This window comes from Mycobacterium heidelbergense (assembly GCF_050205645.1).
In the GTDB taxonomy this organism is placed as follows: Bacteria; Actinomycetota; Actinomycetes; order Mycobacteriales; family Mycobacteriaceae; genus Mycobacterium; species Mycobacterium heidelbergense_A.
This window is the reverse complement of the sequence record NZ_JBNMQT010000001.1, coordinates 1-13712: the sequence shown is the minus strand read 5'-3', so window position 1 is coordinate 13712 and position 13712 is coordinate 1. Positions and strand designations below refer to the sequence as shown.

At 70.1% G+C, this 13712-nt stretch carries 15 protein-coding genes; 3 read left to right on the top strand and 12 right to left on the bottom strand.

The genetic code is table 11. The features are described 5' to 3' along the window. Positions 1 to 24 precede the first annotated feature (24 nt). Positions 25 to 741 carry a B-4DMT family transporter gene (locus ACQI5H_RS00075; protein ID WP_427077415.1) on the top strand — a complete coding sequence of 239 codons (717 nt, stop codon included), beginning with the start codon at positions 25 to 27 and terminating at the stop codon, positions 739 to 741. Between the two features lie 3 nt (positions 742 to 744). Here ACQI5H_RS00075 and aroQ read toward each other — a convergent pair whose 3' ends face one another. From aroQ to ACQI5H_RS00025, 10 genes are all read right to left on the bottom strand, one after another. Beyond that, positions 745 to 1176 carry a type II 3-dehydroquinate dehydratase gene (aroQ, locus tag ACQI5H_RS00070; protein ID WP_427077414.1) on the bottom strand — a complete coding sequence of 144 codons (432 nt, stop codon included), beginning with the start codon at positions 1174 to 1176 and terminating at the stop codon, positions 745 to 747. Next, complete coding sequence (aroB, locus tag ACQI5H_RS00065) at positions 1173 to 2261, bottom strand: 3-dehydroquinate synthase (protein WP_427077413.1); 1089 nt, start codon at positions 2259 to 2261, stop codon at positions 1173 to 1175. Before aroB ends, aroQ begins: the two co-directional genes overlap by 4 nt. Beyond that, a complete protein-coding gene (locus tag ACQI5H_RS00060; RefSeq protein ID WP_427077412.1) occupies positions 2258 to 2794 on the bottom strand; it encodes a shikimate kinase in 537 nt (178 codons plus the stop codon). The genes aroB and ACQI5H_RS00060 overlap by 4 nt, the downstream gene beginning before the upstream one ends. A 6-nt stretch (positions 2795 to 2800) precedes the next feature. After that, positions 2801 to 4015: a chorismate synthase gene (gene aroC, locus ACQI5H_RS00055; protein ID WP_427077411.1), complete on the bottom strand. Its 1215-nt coding sequence runs from the start codon at positions 4013 to 4015 to the stop codon at positions 2801 to 2803. Between the two features lie 57 nt (positions 4016 to 4072). After that, positions 4073 to 4489 carry a prepilin peptidase gene (locus ACQI5H_RS00050; RefSeq protein WP_427077410.1) on the bottom strand — a complete coding sequence of 139 codons (417 nt, stop codon included), beginning with the start codon at positions 4487 to 4489 and terminating at the stop codon, positions 4073 to 4075. Positions 4490 to 4499: 10 nt separating this feature from the next. Continuing rightward, positions 4500 to 5339: a shikimate dehydrogenase gene (locus tag ACQI5H_RS00045; protein WP_427077409.1), complete on the bottom strand. Its 840-nt coding sequence runs from the start codon at positions 5337 to 5339 to the stop codon at positions 4500 to 4502. After that, on the bottom strand, positions 5314 to 6561 hold the full coding sequence (locus tag ACQI5H_RS00040) for an endolytic transglycosylase MltG (RefSeq protein WP_427077408.1): 1248 nt from the start codon (positions 6559 to 6561) through the stop codon (positions 5314 to 5316). Before ACQI5H_RS00040 ends, ACQI5H_RS00045 begins: the two co-directional genes overlap by 26 nt. Further along, positions 6554 to 7033 (bottom strand): Holliday junction resolvase RuvX, encoded by a 480-nt coding sequence (gene ruvX, locus ACQI5H_RS00035; RefSeq protein ID WP_427077407.1) that lies wholly within the window; start codon positions 7031 to 7033, stop codon positions 6554 to 6556. The genes ACQI5H_RS00040 and ruvX overlap by 8 nt, the downstream gene beginning before the upstream one ends. After that, on the bottom strand, positions 7034 to 9736 hold the full coding sequence (gene alaS / locus ACQI5H_RS00030) for an alanine--tRNA ligase (RefSeq protein ID WP_427077406.1): 2703 nt from the start codon (positions 9734 to 9736) through the stop codon (positions 7034 to 7036). Between the two features lie 99 nt (positions 9737 to 9835). Beyond that, entirely contained in the window at positions 9836 to 10225 is a 390-nt protein-coding gene (locus ACQI5H_RS00025; RefSeq protein WP_170874575.1) for a secondary thiamine-phosphate synthase enzyme YjbQ, read from the bottom strand. 159 nt (positions 10226 to 10384) lie between these two features. Between ACQI5H_RS00025 and ACQI5H_RS00020 the strand changes: the two genes are divergently transcribed. Both ACQI5H_RS00020 and ACQI5H_RS00015 read left to right on the top strand, forming a co-directional pair. Further along, entirely contained in the window at positions 10385 to 11005 is a 621-nt protein-coding gene (locus ACQI5H_RS00020; RefSeq protein WP_427077405.1) for a putative quinol monooxygenase, read from the top strand. Positions 11006 to 11162: 157 nt separating this feature from the next. Next, positions 11163 to 11786 carry a hypothetical protein gene (locus ACQI5H_RS00015; RefSeq protein ID WP_427077404.1) on the top strand — a complete coding sequence of 208 codons (624 nt, stop codon included), beginning with the start codon at positions 11163 to 11165 and terminating at the stop codon, positions 11784 to 11786. Here the strand turns inward: ACQI5H_RS00015 and ACQI5H_RS00010 are convergent, their stop codons facing one another. Then, positions 11787 to 12122, bottom strand: a complete 336-nt coding sequence (locus tag ACQI5H_RS00010; protein WP_427077403.1) for a hypothetical protein — start codon at positions 12120 to 12122, stop codon at positions 11787 to 11789. After that, on the bottom strand, positions 12119 to 13471 hold the full coding sequence (locus ACQI5H_RS00005; RefSeq protein ID WP_427077402.1) for a replication-associated recombination protein A: 1353 nt from the start codon (positions 13469 to 13471) through the stop codon (positions 12119 to 12121). Before ACQI5H_RS00005 ends, ACQI5H_RS00010 begins: the two co-directional genes overlap by 4 nt. Between the last annotated feature and the right edge of the window lie 241 nt (positions 13472 to 13712).

Sequence of the window (13712 nt, the reverse complement as noted above, 5' to 3'; positions counted from 1 at the left end):
CGGTACTCGCTACGCTTTTCCCCCATGAGCAACTGGATGCTGCGCGGATTGGGGCTAGCCGCGGGAATGGTAATCGTTCGCTTGCTGCAGGGGGCGATGATCAACGCTTGGCAAGAATGGGCCGCTTGGATCAGCGTGGTGCTGCTGCTCCTGTTCGTTATCGGGACGGCCGTGTGGGGCTTTATGGACGGCCGGGCCGACGCCACGGCCAATCGGGATCCGGATCGCCGGCAGGACCTGGCGATGACCTGGCTGCTGGCCGGCCTGGTCGCCGGGGTCGTCAGCGGGGCCGTCTCCTGGCTCATCGGGCTGTTCTACAAGGGCCTGTACACCGGGGGCCTGCTCAACGAGCTGACGACGTTCGCGGCGTTCACTGCGCTCGTCGTGTTCCTGTCCGGCATCGTCGGGGTGACGATCGGCCGCTGGCGCGTGGACCGGCAATACGAGAAAGAGCCGGAGAGACACCACGGCCTCGCCGCCAAGGAACGGGACTCCGACACCGACGTGTTCTCTGCCGTCCGCGCCGACGAGGCGCCGACGGGCGAGATACCGGCGCAGGCCCAGACCGAGGAGCGGACCGCGGCGGTGGCCACCGCCGAGCGCGACGCCCCGACCGAATCGATCCCGACGGCCGGGCGCGAAGCGCCCACCGAGACGATTCCGACGGCCGGCGATGACGCGAAGACCGAGACGATCCGCACCGATCCGAGGCACGCTAAGCCGGGGTCGGAAAAGGAATAGCGCTCAGTCGTTCGCCAGGTAGCGCAGGGCGAGCAGGTAGCCCTGGACTCCCAGGCCGACGATCACTCCGGTCGCGACCGGGCTGATGTAGGAGTGGCGCCGGAACTCTTCGCGCGCATGCACATTGGAGATGTGCACCTCGATCAGGGGTGCGCGCAATTCGGCGCAGGCGTCGCGCAACGCCACCGACGTGTGGGTCAGCCCTCCGGCGTTGAGGATCACCGGTTCACCCGCGTCGGCGGCCAGATGGATCCAGTCCAGCAGCTGGGCTTCGTTATCGCTTTGGCGCACAACGGCTTTGAGCCCCAATTCGGCGGCTTCGCGCTCGATCAGCTCGGCCAGCTGCTCGTGGGTGGTGTCGCCGTAGACGTCGGGCTCGCGCCGGCCCAGCCGACCGAGGTTGGGACCGTTGAGGACATGCACCGTCACCGTCATGAGTTATCCAGTCCCGAGTAGGCGGTCACCAGCAGCCCCGGATCCGGCCCCACCAACCGGCCCGGCTTGGCCAGCCCGTCGAGGACCACGAACCGCAGCACGCCGGCCCGGGTTTTCTTGTCCCCGGCCATGTATTCCAGCAGCTGCGGCAGGGCATCGGCGTCGTAGCTGACCGGCAACCCGAGCGACGTCAGGATGGTGCGGTGCCGCTGCGCGGTGGCGTCGTCCAGCCGGCCGGCCAGCCGCGACAGCTCCGCGGCGAACACCAGGCCCACCGACACCGCGGCGCCGTGGCGCCACTGATAGCGCTCCCGACGCTCGATCGCATGTCCCAAAGTGTGCCCGTAGTTGAGGATTTCGCGCAGCTCCGATTCCTTCTCGTCCGCGGCGACGACCTCCGCCTTCACCGCGACGGCGCGACGGATCAGCTCGGGCAGCACGCCACCAGCCGGATCCAGCGCGGCCTGCGGGTCGGCTTCGATGAGGTCGAGGATCACCGGGTCGGCGATGAATCCCGCCTTGACCACTTCGGCCATCCCGGCGGCGATTTCGTTGTGCGGCAACGTTTCCAGCGTCGCCAGGTCAACGAGGACGGCCAGCGGCTGGTGAAACGCGCCGACGAGGTTCTTGCCCGCGTCGGTGTTGATGCCGGTCTTGCCGCCGATGGCCGCGTCGACCATGCCCAACAGCGTGGTGGGCACGTGCACGATGTCGACGCCGCGCAGCCAGGTGGCCGCCGCGAAACCGGCGACGTCGGTCGCCGCGCCGCCGCCGAGGCTGACCAGTGCGTCTTTGCGGCCGATCCCGATGCGGCCCAACACTTCCCAGATGAATCCCACGACGGGCAGGTCCTTGCCCGCCTCGGCGTCGGGGATTTCGATGCGGTGCGCGTCAACACCCTTGTCGGCCAAGTGACTTCGCATCACCTCGGCAGTCTGCGCCAGCACCGGTTGGTGCAGGATCGCGACGCGGTGCCGGTCGGAGAGCAGGTCGACCAACTCGCCCAGCAGCCCGGTGCCGATCACCACCGGGTACGGCGGGTCGACGGCCACCTGCACGGTGACCGGTTCGGGGGTGTCGGTCATGTTGCGGCCCCGCAGGAATCGGGGGCAGGGGCCTGCAGCTGCGCGACGATGTGGCGGACCACCGCGCCGGGATTGCGGCGGTTGGTGTTGACCCGGATGGTCGCGACGCGCCGGTACAACGGCACCCGCTTGGCCATCAGCGCGCGGAACTTCTCGGCGCGGTCCGGTCCGGCCAGCAATGGCCGGACCGTGGTACCGCCGGTGCGCCGCACCCCTTCCCGGGCGCTGATCTCCAGGTAGACGACGGTGTGCCCGGCGAGCGCCTCGCACACCCCCGGGCTGGTGACGGCTCCCCCACCGAGCGATAGCACGCCGTCGTGCTCGGCGAGCGCCGCACGCACCACCTCTTCCTCGACGCGGCGGAACTCCTGCTCCCCGTCGGCGGCGAAGATGTCGGCGATGGTGCGGCCGGTCCGCTGCTCGATCGCGGCGTCGGTATCGAGCAGGCCGACGCCCAGCGCCTTGGCCAGGCGCCGCCCGATGGTGGACTTGCCGGAGCCCGGCAATCCGACGAGTACCGCCTTGGGTGCCATGCAGGCCTATCCCCCTATCAGTCGAGCGTGGGCCGCGGGCGCCTCCCGGTCGGCGACGGCGCGCTGGTACGCGTCGATGTTGCGGCGGGTCTCGGTGAGCGAATCGCCGCCGAACTTCTGCAGCGCCGCGCGCGCGAGCACCAGCGCCACCATGGTCTCGACGACGACGCCGGCGGCCGGGACCGCGCACACGTCCGAGCGCTGGTGGATCGCGACGGCCTCGTCGCCAGTCGCCATGTCGACGGTGGCCAGCGCCCGCGGCACGGTGGAGATCGGCTTCATCGCGGCGCGCACCCGCAGCGGCTGCCCGTTGGTCATGCCGCCCTCGATGCCGCCGGCCCGGTTGGTTGAGCGGACCACGCCGTCGGGGCCCGGGTACATCTCGTCGTGGGCGCGGCTGCCGCGGCGGCGGGCGGTTTCGAAACCGTCGCCGATCTCGACGCCCTTGATCGCCTGGATGCCCATCACGGCGGCCGCGAGCTGGCTATCGAGCTTGTTGTCGCCGCTGGTGAACGACCCCAGCCCGACCGGCAGCCCCAGTGCCACGGCCTCCACCACGCCGCCGAGGGTGTCGCCGTCCTTCTTGGCAGCCTCGATCTCGGCGATCATCGCCTGCTCGGCGGCCTTGTCGAAGGCGCGAACCGGGCTGGCATCGATCGCGGACAGGTCTTGCGGCCCCGGCGGCGGGCCATCGTAGGGCGCCGACGGGCCGATCGCGATGACGTGCGAGAGCACCTCGACACCCAGCGCCTGACGCAGGAACGCCCGGGCGACCGTCCCCGCCGCGACGCGGGCGGCGGTCTCGCGGGCGCTGGCCCGCTCCAGCACCGGCCGGGCGTCGTCGAAGCCGTACTTGAGCATGCCGGCGTAGTCGGCGTGGCCGGGCCGCGGCCGGGTGAGCGGTTCGTTGCGGGCGCTGTTTTCCAGTTCCGCCGGGTCGACGGGGTCGGTGGCCATCACGGTTTCCCACTTCGGCCATTCGGTGTTGCCGATCTCGATGGCGATGGGGCCGCCCAGGGTCACGCCGTGGCGTATCCCGGACAGGATGGTCACCTCGTCGCGCTCGAACTTCATCCGTGCGCCGCGGCCGTAGCCCAGCCGGCGGCGGGCCAGCTGGTCGCCGATTTCGGTGGACGTCACTTCGACGCCGGCGACCATGCCTTCCACCACGGCCACCAGCGCGCGGCCATGCGATTCCCCGGCGGTGATCCAGCGCAACACGCGTCCATCTTCCCATGTGGGACCGCGCGGACTTAAATCCGCGCGGCGCGTCGAAACTCACAGCAGGACCAGCGATACCGCGCCGGCGGTGGCCACGCACATGCCCGGGCCGTGCGGAACCGTGCGCGTCCCGCGCAGCAACCCCCACAGCGCGGTGAGCAGCGGCGCGGCCAGCGCCGCGACAAACCACACCCCCGCGCCGAAGCACCCGGTCAACCCGCCGACGCCGATCGCCAGCTTGACGTCGCCGGCCCCCATTCCGGCCGGGGCCACCAGGTGCACCAGGAGATACAGCCCGGCCAGCGTCGCGGCCCCGGCCGCCGCGGGCAGCCCGCGCCCCGCGACGGCGGCGGCCAGCAGGATCGCACCGGCCCCGGGCATGGTCAGCAGGTTCGGTAACCGGCGCTCGCGGACGTCGTAGCAGCTCAACACCACCAGCCAGGCCAGCACCAGGGCAGCCGTCGCGATCCGCATGCGCGGCAGGCTATTCCAGCGCCTCCGCGGCGCAAGTCATCGCCTCGCGCGGCGCGGGCAGCCCGGTGAACTGCTCGACCTGCGCGAACGCCTGATGCAGCAGCATCGGCAACCCGCTGATCACCCGGCCCCCGGCGGCGGCCACCGCGGCGGCCAGCGGCGTGGGCCACGGGTCGTAGACGGCGTCCAGCAGCACCGGGATCGGGGCGAACGTGTCGGCGTAGCGCGCGGCCACGTCGGCGGGGATCGTGCTGACCAGCACCTCCGCGGCGGCCACCTCGTCGGCCAGCGCTTGAACATCCGGGCCGTCCAGCCCGCAGAACCGCGTCGCCACGCCGACCGTGGCGCCCAACTCCACCAGCCGCGCCGCCTTTTCCGGATCGCGCGCGACGACGGTGATGCCGGGCACGCCGAGTTCGGCCAGCCCCACGACGGCCGCCGGCGCGGTGCCGCCCGATCCACAGACCAGAGCCCATCCCGAGGCCGAGCCGACCGCCCCGCTGACGCCGTCGATGTCGGTGTTGTCCGCCCGCCAGCCCCGCGGCGTGCGGACCAGCGTGTTGGCCGAACCGACGAGGGCCGCGCGGTCGGTGTGCTCGTCGGCGAAGCGCAGCGCGGCGAACTTGCCCGGCATGGTCACCGACACGCCGACCCACTCGGGCCCCAGCCCGCCGACCACACCCGGCAGCTCCTCGGCGCCGCACTCGATGCGCTCATAGGTCCACCCGTCGAGGCCCAGCGCGCGGTACGCGGCCAGGTGCAGTTGCGGGGACTTCGAATGCGCGACCGGCGAGCCGAGGACGGCCGCCTTTCTCGGGCCCGGGCTAGCGGGGCGTGCTGTCGAGGACACCGTTGTGCTTAGCCAGCTCGATGTTGGCCAAATGCTGCTTGTAGTCCCTGGTGAACAGGGTCGTGCCCTGGGCGTCGATGGTGACGAAATACAGCCAGTCCCCCGGCTCGGGATGTTCGGCGGCGCGCAGCGCGTCGACCCCGGGCGAGCAGATCGCGGTGGCGGGCAGGCCCTGGGACACGTAGGTGTTCCACGGCGTCTTCTGGGCGCGGTCGGCGTCGCTGGTGGCCACCTCGCGGCGGTCCAGCGGATAGTTCACCGTCGAATCGAATTCCAGCGTGTGGTGTGCGTTCAGCCGGTTGTAGATGACCTGGGCCACCTTCGGGAAGTCCTGCGAGTTGGCTTCCTGCTGCACCAGCGACGCCACCACCAGGATGTCGTAGGGCGACAGGTGCATGGCCTGGGCGGTGTCCACCAACCCGGATTTCGTGTACTCCACGGCCCCGGCGCTGATCAGTTCCCCGAGGATGTTCTCGGCCGACGCCGAGGGATCGACATTGAACGTTCCGGGCGCGATGAGGCCCTCTAGCCGGCGATGGTCGTTGCCCAGCTCGGTGACCGGCTCGACCGCCCAGGCCGGTACCGACAACACGCCGGGAGCGCTGTTGCCCGCCGCGGCGCGCAGGGCGTCGACCGACACGCAGCGCTTGGTGCCGTCGAGATCCACACAGGTGGCGCGGGAGATCAGCGTCAGGATTCCCGGCGTCACCACGTTGGTCTTCATGTCGGTCGTGTCGTCGAGCTGGCGTCCTTCCGGGATCACCAGCTTTCCGACCCGGCTGGTCGGATCGGCCAGCCGTGCCACGGCATTGGACGCCGGGATCTCGGTGCGCATCCGGTAGAAGCCCGGCTGGATGGAAGTGATCTTGGAGTTGCCGTGCGCGGCATTGACGAACGCCCGCACGGTGGCGACCACGCCCTGGTTGTGCAGCGTCTCACCGACCGCGGTGGTCGAGTCGCCGTCTTGGATCTGAATCACGATGTCGTGCTTGCCATTACCGGTGTAGTCGTCGCCGGCCCCGAACACCGCGTGCCAGAGCCTCGAGCCCAGGAGCACGGCCAGCACCACGACGAGGACCAGCGCGCCGGCGGCGATTCGGCCGGCGTAGCGTCGCCGCTTACGCCCCCGCTCGGCCCGGTTGCGGGCCACCCGGCTCGCCCGGCGCCGGGGCGGCCCGACCGCTTCGGGCTCGGCGCGCTCACGCCGCACGCTGTCAACCATCGGTGGCATCCCCCGCCGCGGAATCGGCCCCGGCCATCGTCGCCCGGCGCTGATCGAGCCAGCCCTGCAGGATCGCCACGGCCGCGGCCTGGTCGATCACCGACCGCTGCTCCTTGGCCCGCATCCCCGCCTCGCGCAGCGATCGCTGCGCGCTGACCGTGGTGAGCCGCTCGTCGGCCAACACCACCGGTATCGGGGCGATCCGCTGTGCCAACTCGTCAGCCAGGTCGAGGGCGTCTTGCGCCGACGGCCCGATGCGGTCGGCCAGGGTGCGCGGCAGCCCGACGATCACCTCGACGGCCTCCAGCTCGGCGGCCAGCTCGGCCAGCCGGCGCAGGTGCTTGCCGGAGCGCTCGCGGCGCACGGTTTCCACCGGGGTGGCCAGGATCCCGTCGGGGTCGCTGGATGCGACGCCGATGCGCACCTTGCCGACGTCGATGCCGAGGCGCCGTCCCCGCTGCCGGTCAACCACTCAACCGACCCGCGCTATCGCGGCGATCTGAGAGCGCACCGCCTCAATCGCCGCGTCGATGCCGGTCGGATTCTTACCCGAGCCCTGCGCCAGGTCGGCCTTGCCGCCGCCGCGGCCGTCCACTGCGGTGGCGAGCTGCTTGACCAGGTCGTTGGCCCGAAGCCCCAGATCCTGGGCGGCGGGATTGGCGGCCACCGCATACGGCACCGTGTCGCCCTCGCCCTCGGCGATCAGGGCGACCACGGCGGGCTCGCTGCCCAGCTTGCCGCGGATGTCGCCGACGAGGGAGCGCAGGTCGGCCGCCGTCATTCCGACCGACATCCGCTGCGCCACCACACGAACGTTACCGATCCGCTCCGCGCCCGCGGCGGCGTTGGTCGCGGCGGCGCGCGCGCCCGCCATCCTCGCGCGCTCGAGTTCCTTCTCCGCGGCCTTGAGCCGCTCCACGAGGTTGGCCACCCGGGCGGGCACCTCTTCGGAGGGCACCTTCAGCGACGACGCCAGCCCGGCCATCAGCGCCCGTTCCTTGGCCAGGTGGCGGAACGAGTCGAGCCCGACGTAGGCCTCTACCCGGCGGACCCCGGAACCGACCGAGGCTTCGCCCAGGATGGTCACCGGGCCGATCTGCGCGGAGTTGTGCACGTGGGTGCCGCCGCACAGCTCCAGCGAAAACGGCCCGCCGATCTCCACCACCCGCACTTCGTCGGGATAGCTCTCGCCGAACAGCGCGATCGCTCCCATCGCCTTGGCCCTGTCGAGCTGCTCGGTGAAGGTGTGCACCTCGAAGTCGGCCTGCACCGCCTCGTTGGTCACCTCTTCGATCTGGGTGCGCTGTTCGTCGGAAAGCGGTCCCTGCCAATTGAAGTCGAAGCGCAGGTAGCCCGGACGGTTCAGCGAGCCTGCCTGAACGGCGTTGGGCCCCAGCACTTGTCGCAGCGCGGCGTGCACCATGTGGGTACCCGAGTGCCCCTGGGTGGCACCGCGGCGCCACCCGGGGTTCACCGCCGCGACGACTGTGTCGCCCTCGACGAATTCCCCGGATTCGACGTTAACCCGGTGTACCCACAGGGTTTTCGCGATCTTCTGCACGTCGGTGACCGCCGCGCGGGCGGACTCGTTGGCGCCGGTCCCGCTGATGGTGCCCTCGTCGGCGATCTGGCCGCCCGACTCGGCGTAGAGCGGGGTGCGGTCCAGCACCAGCTCGACGCGATCCGCCCCATCGGTACCGTGCGCTACCACCGGGACCCGCTTGCCGTCGGAAAAGATGCCCAGAATCCTTGCCTCGGAAGTCAACTCGTCGAACCCGGTGAACTCGGTGGGCCCGGCGTCGACCAGCTCGCGGTACGCGCTCAGGTCGGCGTGCGCATGCTTGCGCGCAGCCGCATCGGCCTTGGCGCGGCGCCGCTGCTCGGCCATCAGTTCGCGGAAGCCGGTCTCGTCGACGCTCAGACCAGCCTCGGCGGCCATCTCCAGGGTGAGCTCGATCGGGAAGCCGTAGGTGTCGTGCAGCGTGAAGGCGTCCGAACCGGACACCACGCCCGCGCCCGCCGCTTTGGTGGCGCCGGCCACCTCCTCGAACAGCTTGGAGCCCGAGGCAAGCGTGCGGTTGAACGCGGTCTCCTCGGCGACGGCGATGCGCCTGATCCGGTCGAAATCGGTGACCAGTTCGGGATACGACGGGCCCATCGCGTCGCGCACGGTGGCCATCAGTTCCCCGACGATCGGGCCCTCGATGCCCAGCAGCTTGGCCGAGCGGATCACCCGGCGCAGCAGCCTGCGCAGCACGTAGCCGCGTCCGTCGTTGCCGGGGCTCACCCCGTCGCCGATCAGGATCGCGGCGGTGCGGCTGTGGTCGGCGATGATGCGGTACCGCACGTCGTCGTCGTGGTTGCCGACGTCATACCCGCGCGGGGCGCGCGCCGCGACGGTATCGATGACCGGCCGCAGCAGGTCGGTTTCGTAGACGTTGTGCACACCCTGCAGCACGAAGGCCACCCGCTCGACGCCCATGCCGGTGTCGATGTTCTTGCGGGGCAACGGCCCCAGGATTTCGAAGTCGGTTTTGCCCGTGCCCTCGCCGCGTTCGCTCTGCATGAACACCAGGTTCCACAGCTCGACGTAACGGTCCTCGTTGGCGATCGGGCCGCCCTCGACACCGAACTCCGGCCCGCGGTCGTAGTAGATCTCCGACGACGGCCCGCACGGCCCGGGGATCCCCATCGACCAGTAGTTGTCGGCCATGCCGCGGCGCTGGATGCGGTCCTCGGGAAGGCCGGCGATCTCCCGCCACAGGCCAGCCGCCTCGTCGTCGTCCAAATACACTGTGGCCCAGAGTCTTTCGGGGTCCAGCCCGTATCCCCCGTGGGCGACGGGGTTTGTCAGCAGGGACCAGGCCAGCTCGATGGCCTCGCGCTTGAAGTAATCGCCGAACGAGAAGTTGCCGGCCATCTGGAAGAAGGTGTTGTGCCGGGTGGTGATGCCCACCTCGTCGATATCCGGAGTGCGGATGCACTTCTGGATGCTGGTGGCCGTGGCGTACGGCGGGGTGCGCTGCCCCAGAAAGAACGGCACGAACTGGACCATGCCGGCGTTGACGAACAGCAGGTTGGGGTCGTCGAGGATCACCGATGCGCTCGGCACCTCGGTGTGACCCGCCTTCACGAAATGATCGAGGAACCTCTTCCTGATCTCGTGTGTCTGCACTTACGTTCGCTTCTTTCCGTGTCGCGTTGATTTTGCGGTGACTTTATTGACGTCGATTCCCAGCCTATTCGCCCGGATTGAAAGGCTGCTGCCTGGTGGCTAGCCCTCCAGAAAGCTCAACCGCACCGACCGCCGCGGATTGTCCCGGTTGAGGTCCACCAGCACGATGCTTTGCCACGTGCCCAGTAGCGGTTCACCGGCGGAGACCGGCACCGTCACCGACGGCGTGACGAGCGCGGGCAGCACGTGGTCGGCGCCGTGGCCTTCGGAGCCGTGCGCGTGGCGGTAGCGGTCGTCGCGCGGCAGCAGCCGTTCGAGCGTGTCGACCAGGTCGTCGTCGGAGCCGGCGCCGGTCTCGATGATCGCGACCCCGGCCGTCGCGTGCGGGACGAACACGTTGCACAGCCCGTCGCCACAGCTGAAGCAGAACCTGCGAACCGCGTCGGTGAGATCAACGATGCGGCGACGCGCGGTGTCCACATTCAGCACATCCGTATGCACCCGGTCCAGCCTACGGGCGGGCGCCTGCGAGCGGCCAATCGATTGTGAGTGCTGCCACACCATTGCGGGTGCTCACCGGCAGGAGGAAGGTAGTGCGTGGACCGGTGGCGCCACCGGGGCGCTGCCCCGAGTAAGAGGGGGTGGATCGTGTACGCACGCTCTACCACAATCCAGGCGCAACCCTCGTCCATCGACGCCGGAATTGCGCATGTTCGCGATGAGGTGATGCCCGCGCTGCAAGGTATGCCGGGATGCGTTGGCGTATCCCTTTTGGTCGATCGCCGCTCGGGCCGGTGCATCGCCACCAGCGCCTGGGAGAGTGACGAGGCCTTGCGCGGCAGCGCGGACCACGTGACGCCGATCCGCGATCGGGCCGCGGAAATGTTCGGGGGCACGGCAGATGTCGAGCAGTGGGAGATCGCCGTGCTGCATCGCGACCACCGCGCGCCCGAGGGTGCGGGCGTGCGGGCGACGTGGGTCAAGGTGCCGGCGGACCAAATGGACCAGGGCATCGAGTACTACAAGTCGTCCGTGTTACCACAGCTCGAGAGCCTCGACGGGTTCTGCAGCGCGAGCCTGCTGATCGACCGCGAGTCCGGACGCGGCGTGTCCTCCGCGACGTTCGACAGCGTCGACGCGATGGAGCGGAACCGCGACCAGGCAACCGAACTGAAGAACTCGTCGATGCAAGAAGTGAGCGGCGAGGAACTCGACGAAGGCGAGTTCGAGTTGGCGCTTGCGCACCTGCGGGTGCCCGAGCTGGTCTGATCGAGACACATTGGTAGACCGGCCGAACCGGGCATCGGCCGGTCGCCAGCCTGCGCGCCTCGCGCGCCCATTGCGACCGATAACCCGTAGGAGGAAGGTATCTGGTGGGACCGGTGGCGCCACCGGGGCGCCGCCCCGACAGAGTGAGGGGTCGATCGTGTACGCACGCTCTACCACCATCCAGGCGCAACCCTTGTCGGTCGACATCGGAATTGCGCACGTTCGCGATGTCGTCACGCCCGCCCTGCAGGAGATGGACGGGTGCGTCGGAGTGTCGCTGTTGGTCGACCGCCAGTCCGGCACCTGCATCGCCACCAGCGCATGGGAATCCATCGAAGCGATGCGCGCCAGCGCCGAGGCAGTGGCGCCCATCCGTGACCGCGCCGCGCTGATGTTCGACGGCAGCGCGCGCGTCGAAGAATGGGACATCGCGCTGGTGCACCGCGACCACCCATCCCGCGAAGGAGCATGCGTGCGGGCCACCTGGCTCAAGGTGGTGCCGGATCAGCTCACCCGTTCGCTGGACTTCTACCGCACGGCCGTCCTTCCGGAGATGGAGAACCTGGACGGCTTCTGCAGCGCCAGCCTGATGGTCGACCACCCGGCCTCCCGGCGGGCGGTGTCGTGCTCGACGTTCGACAGCCTGGAATCGATGGCCCGCAACCGCGACCGCGCGACCGAGCTGCGCAGCAGGCGAGTGCGCGAGCTGGGCGCCGAGGTGATCGACGTCGTCGAGTTCGAGCTGGCGATCGCCGGCCTGCGAGTGCCCGAGCTGGCGTAGCTAGGGCAGCGCGTCCCCGGGGAATCCGCGGCAGGCGTGCACCTCGTAGGTGAAGATGCCGGCCGCCACGCCCGGGTCGCCGTCCATGATCGCCGCGGTCTCGTCGATGGTCGCCGCGAACACCCCGACGCCGCACACATCGGACCCGTCGGTGACCGGCAGCACCACCGGCAGCACACCGTCGTCGCGCAGGGCGAAGTTGCGCCGCCCGTGCTCCCAGACGATGCCCGGCGCCGTGTCGTCGCCGAAGTTGGGGCCCCGCTTGAGGATGACGACGCTGTATTCCTTCGCGGTGGGCAGCAGCCGGCCCATCTCCTGGTCGGTGAACGTCCTCATGGCCTCTTCTTACGGATGATCGCCCGCAGCCGGTCCAGTCGGCCGGCCATCTCCCGCTCGCCGCCGCGACCGGTGGGCCGATAGTAGTCGACATCCACCAGCTCGTCGGGCGGATATTGTTGTGCGACAACGCCGTCCGGGTCGTCATGCGAATATTTGTAGCCCTGTGCGTTGCCCAGTGCCGCCGCGCCGGAGTAGTGCCCGTCGCGCAGATGTGCCGGCACCAGGCCGGCCTTGCCCGCCCTGACGTCGCCCATCGCCGCGGCCAGCGCGGTGGTGACCGCGTTGGACTTGGGCGCGGTGGCCAGGTGGATGGTGGCGTGCGCCAGCGTCAGCTGCGCCTCGGGCATGCCGATCAGCGCGACGGTCTGCGCGGCGGCGACCGCGGTCTGCAGCGACGTCGGGTCGGCCATGCCGATGTCCTCGCTGGCGAGGATCAGCAGCCGGCGCGCGATGAACCGGGGATCCTCCCCCGCCAGCAGCATGCGGGCCAGATAGTGCAGCGCGGCATCGACGTCGGAGCCGCGCACCGACTTGATGAACGCGCTGATGACGTCGTAGTGCTGATCGCCGTCGCGGTCGTAGCGGACCGCGGCCTTGTCGAGGGACTGCTCGATGGCCTCGACGGTGACCGGCTCCCCCTGCACCGCCTCGGCGGCGACCTCCAGCGCGGTGAGGGCGCGCCGGGCGTCGCCGGCCGCCAATTGCACGAGCAGGTCGACGGCCTCGGGCTGCACCACGACCTGCCCGCCCAGGCCGCGGGGGTCATCGATCGCCCGCTGGACCACCGTGCGGACGTCGTCGGCGCTCAGCGGCCGCAGCTGCAGGATCAGCGACCGGGACAGCAGCGGCGCCACCACCGAGAATGACGGGTTCTCCGTGGTCGCCGCCACCAGCAGCACCACCCGGTTCTCCACCGCGGAGAGCAGGGCGTCCTGCTGCGTCTTGGAGAATCGGTGCACCTCGTCGATGAACAACACGGTTTGCTCGCCGGCAAGGAGGCCCCTGCGCGCCTGATCTATGACGGCCCGGACCTCTTTGACGCCGGCCGACAATGCCGACAGCGCCTCGAACCGGCGCCCGGTCGCCTGGGAGATCAGCGCGGCCAGCGTCGTCTTTCCGCTGCCCGGCGGGCCATACAGAATGGCCGAGGCCACCCCCGAACCCTCGACCAGGCGGCGCAGGGGCGATCCGGGTGCCAGCAGGTGGTCCTGCCCCACCACCTCGTCCAGCGATGCCGGGCGCATCCGCACCGCCAGCGGCGCACCGGCGGACACGCCCACGTCGGGGTTGGCCGCCAGCGGTGCGCCGGGCAGGTCGAACAGACCGTCGGACACGGCTTTAGGCATACCACGCAGAGCGGACAACCATGCCCGCCGGCGGCGACCGCGACGCACGCCGAAAGCAATCCTCGCCCAACGGCCGCATCTTTGCTAAGTTCCCGGTTGCCAAGTTCAGTGCGCGTGCCCGTAGTGCGAATCCGACAGCTAGGACGGCAATGAGCCAGCCCCCAGAGCACCCAGGCAACCCATCCGACCCGCAGGGCGGGGGCAACCCCCCGGGCTACCCACCGCCGCCACCCAGCTACGG

Coding starts and splice junctions, on each gene's coding strand:
- ACQI5H_RS00075 (WP_427077415.1), top strand. CDS start 25: ATGAGCAACTGGATGCTGCGCGGATTGGGGCTAGCCGCGGGAATGGTA.
- aroQ (WP_427077414.1), bottom strand. CDS start 1,176: ATGACGGTGACGGTGCATGTCCTCAACGGTCCCAACCTCGGTCGGCTG.
- aroB (WP_427077413.1), bottom strand. CDS start 2,261: ATGACCGACACCCCCGAACCGGTCACCGTGCAGGTGGCCGTCGACCCG.
- ACQI5H_RS00060 (WP_427077412.1), bottom strand. CDS start 2,794: ATGGCACCCAAGGCGGTACTCGTCGGATTGCCGGGCTCCGGCAAGTCC.
- ACQI5H_RS00050 (WP_427077410.1), bottom strand. CDS start 4,489: ATGCGGATCGCGACGGCTGCCCTGGTGCTGGCCTGGCTGGTGGTGTTG.
- ACQI5H_RS00040 (WP_427077408.1), bottom strand. CDS start 6,561: ATGGTTGACAGCGTGCGGCGTGAGCGCGCCGAGCCCGAAGCGGTCGGG.
- ACQI5H_RS00010 (WP_427077403.1), bottom strand. CDS start 12,122: ATGAGGACGTTCACCGACCAGGAGATGGGCCGGCTGCTGCCCACCGCG.
- ACQI5H_RS00005 (WP_427077402.1), bottom strand. CDS start 13,471: ATGCCTAAAGCCGTGTCCGACGGTCTGTTCGACCTGCCCGGCGCACCG.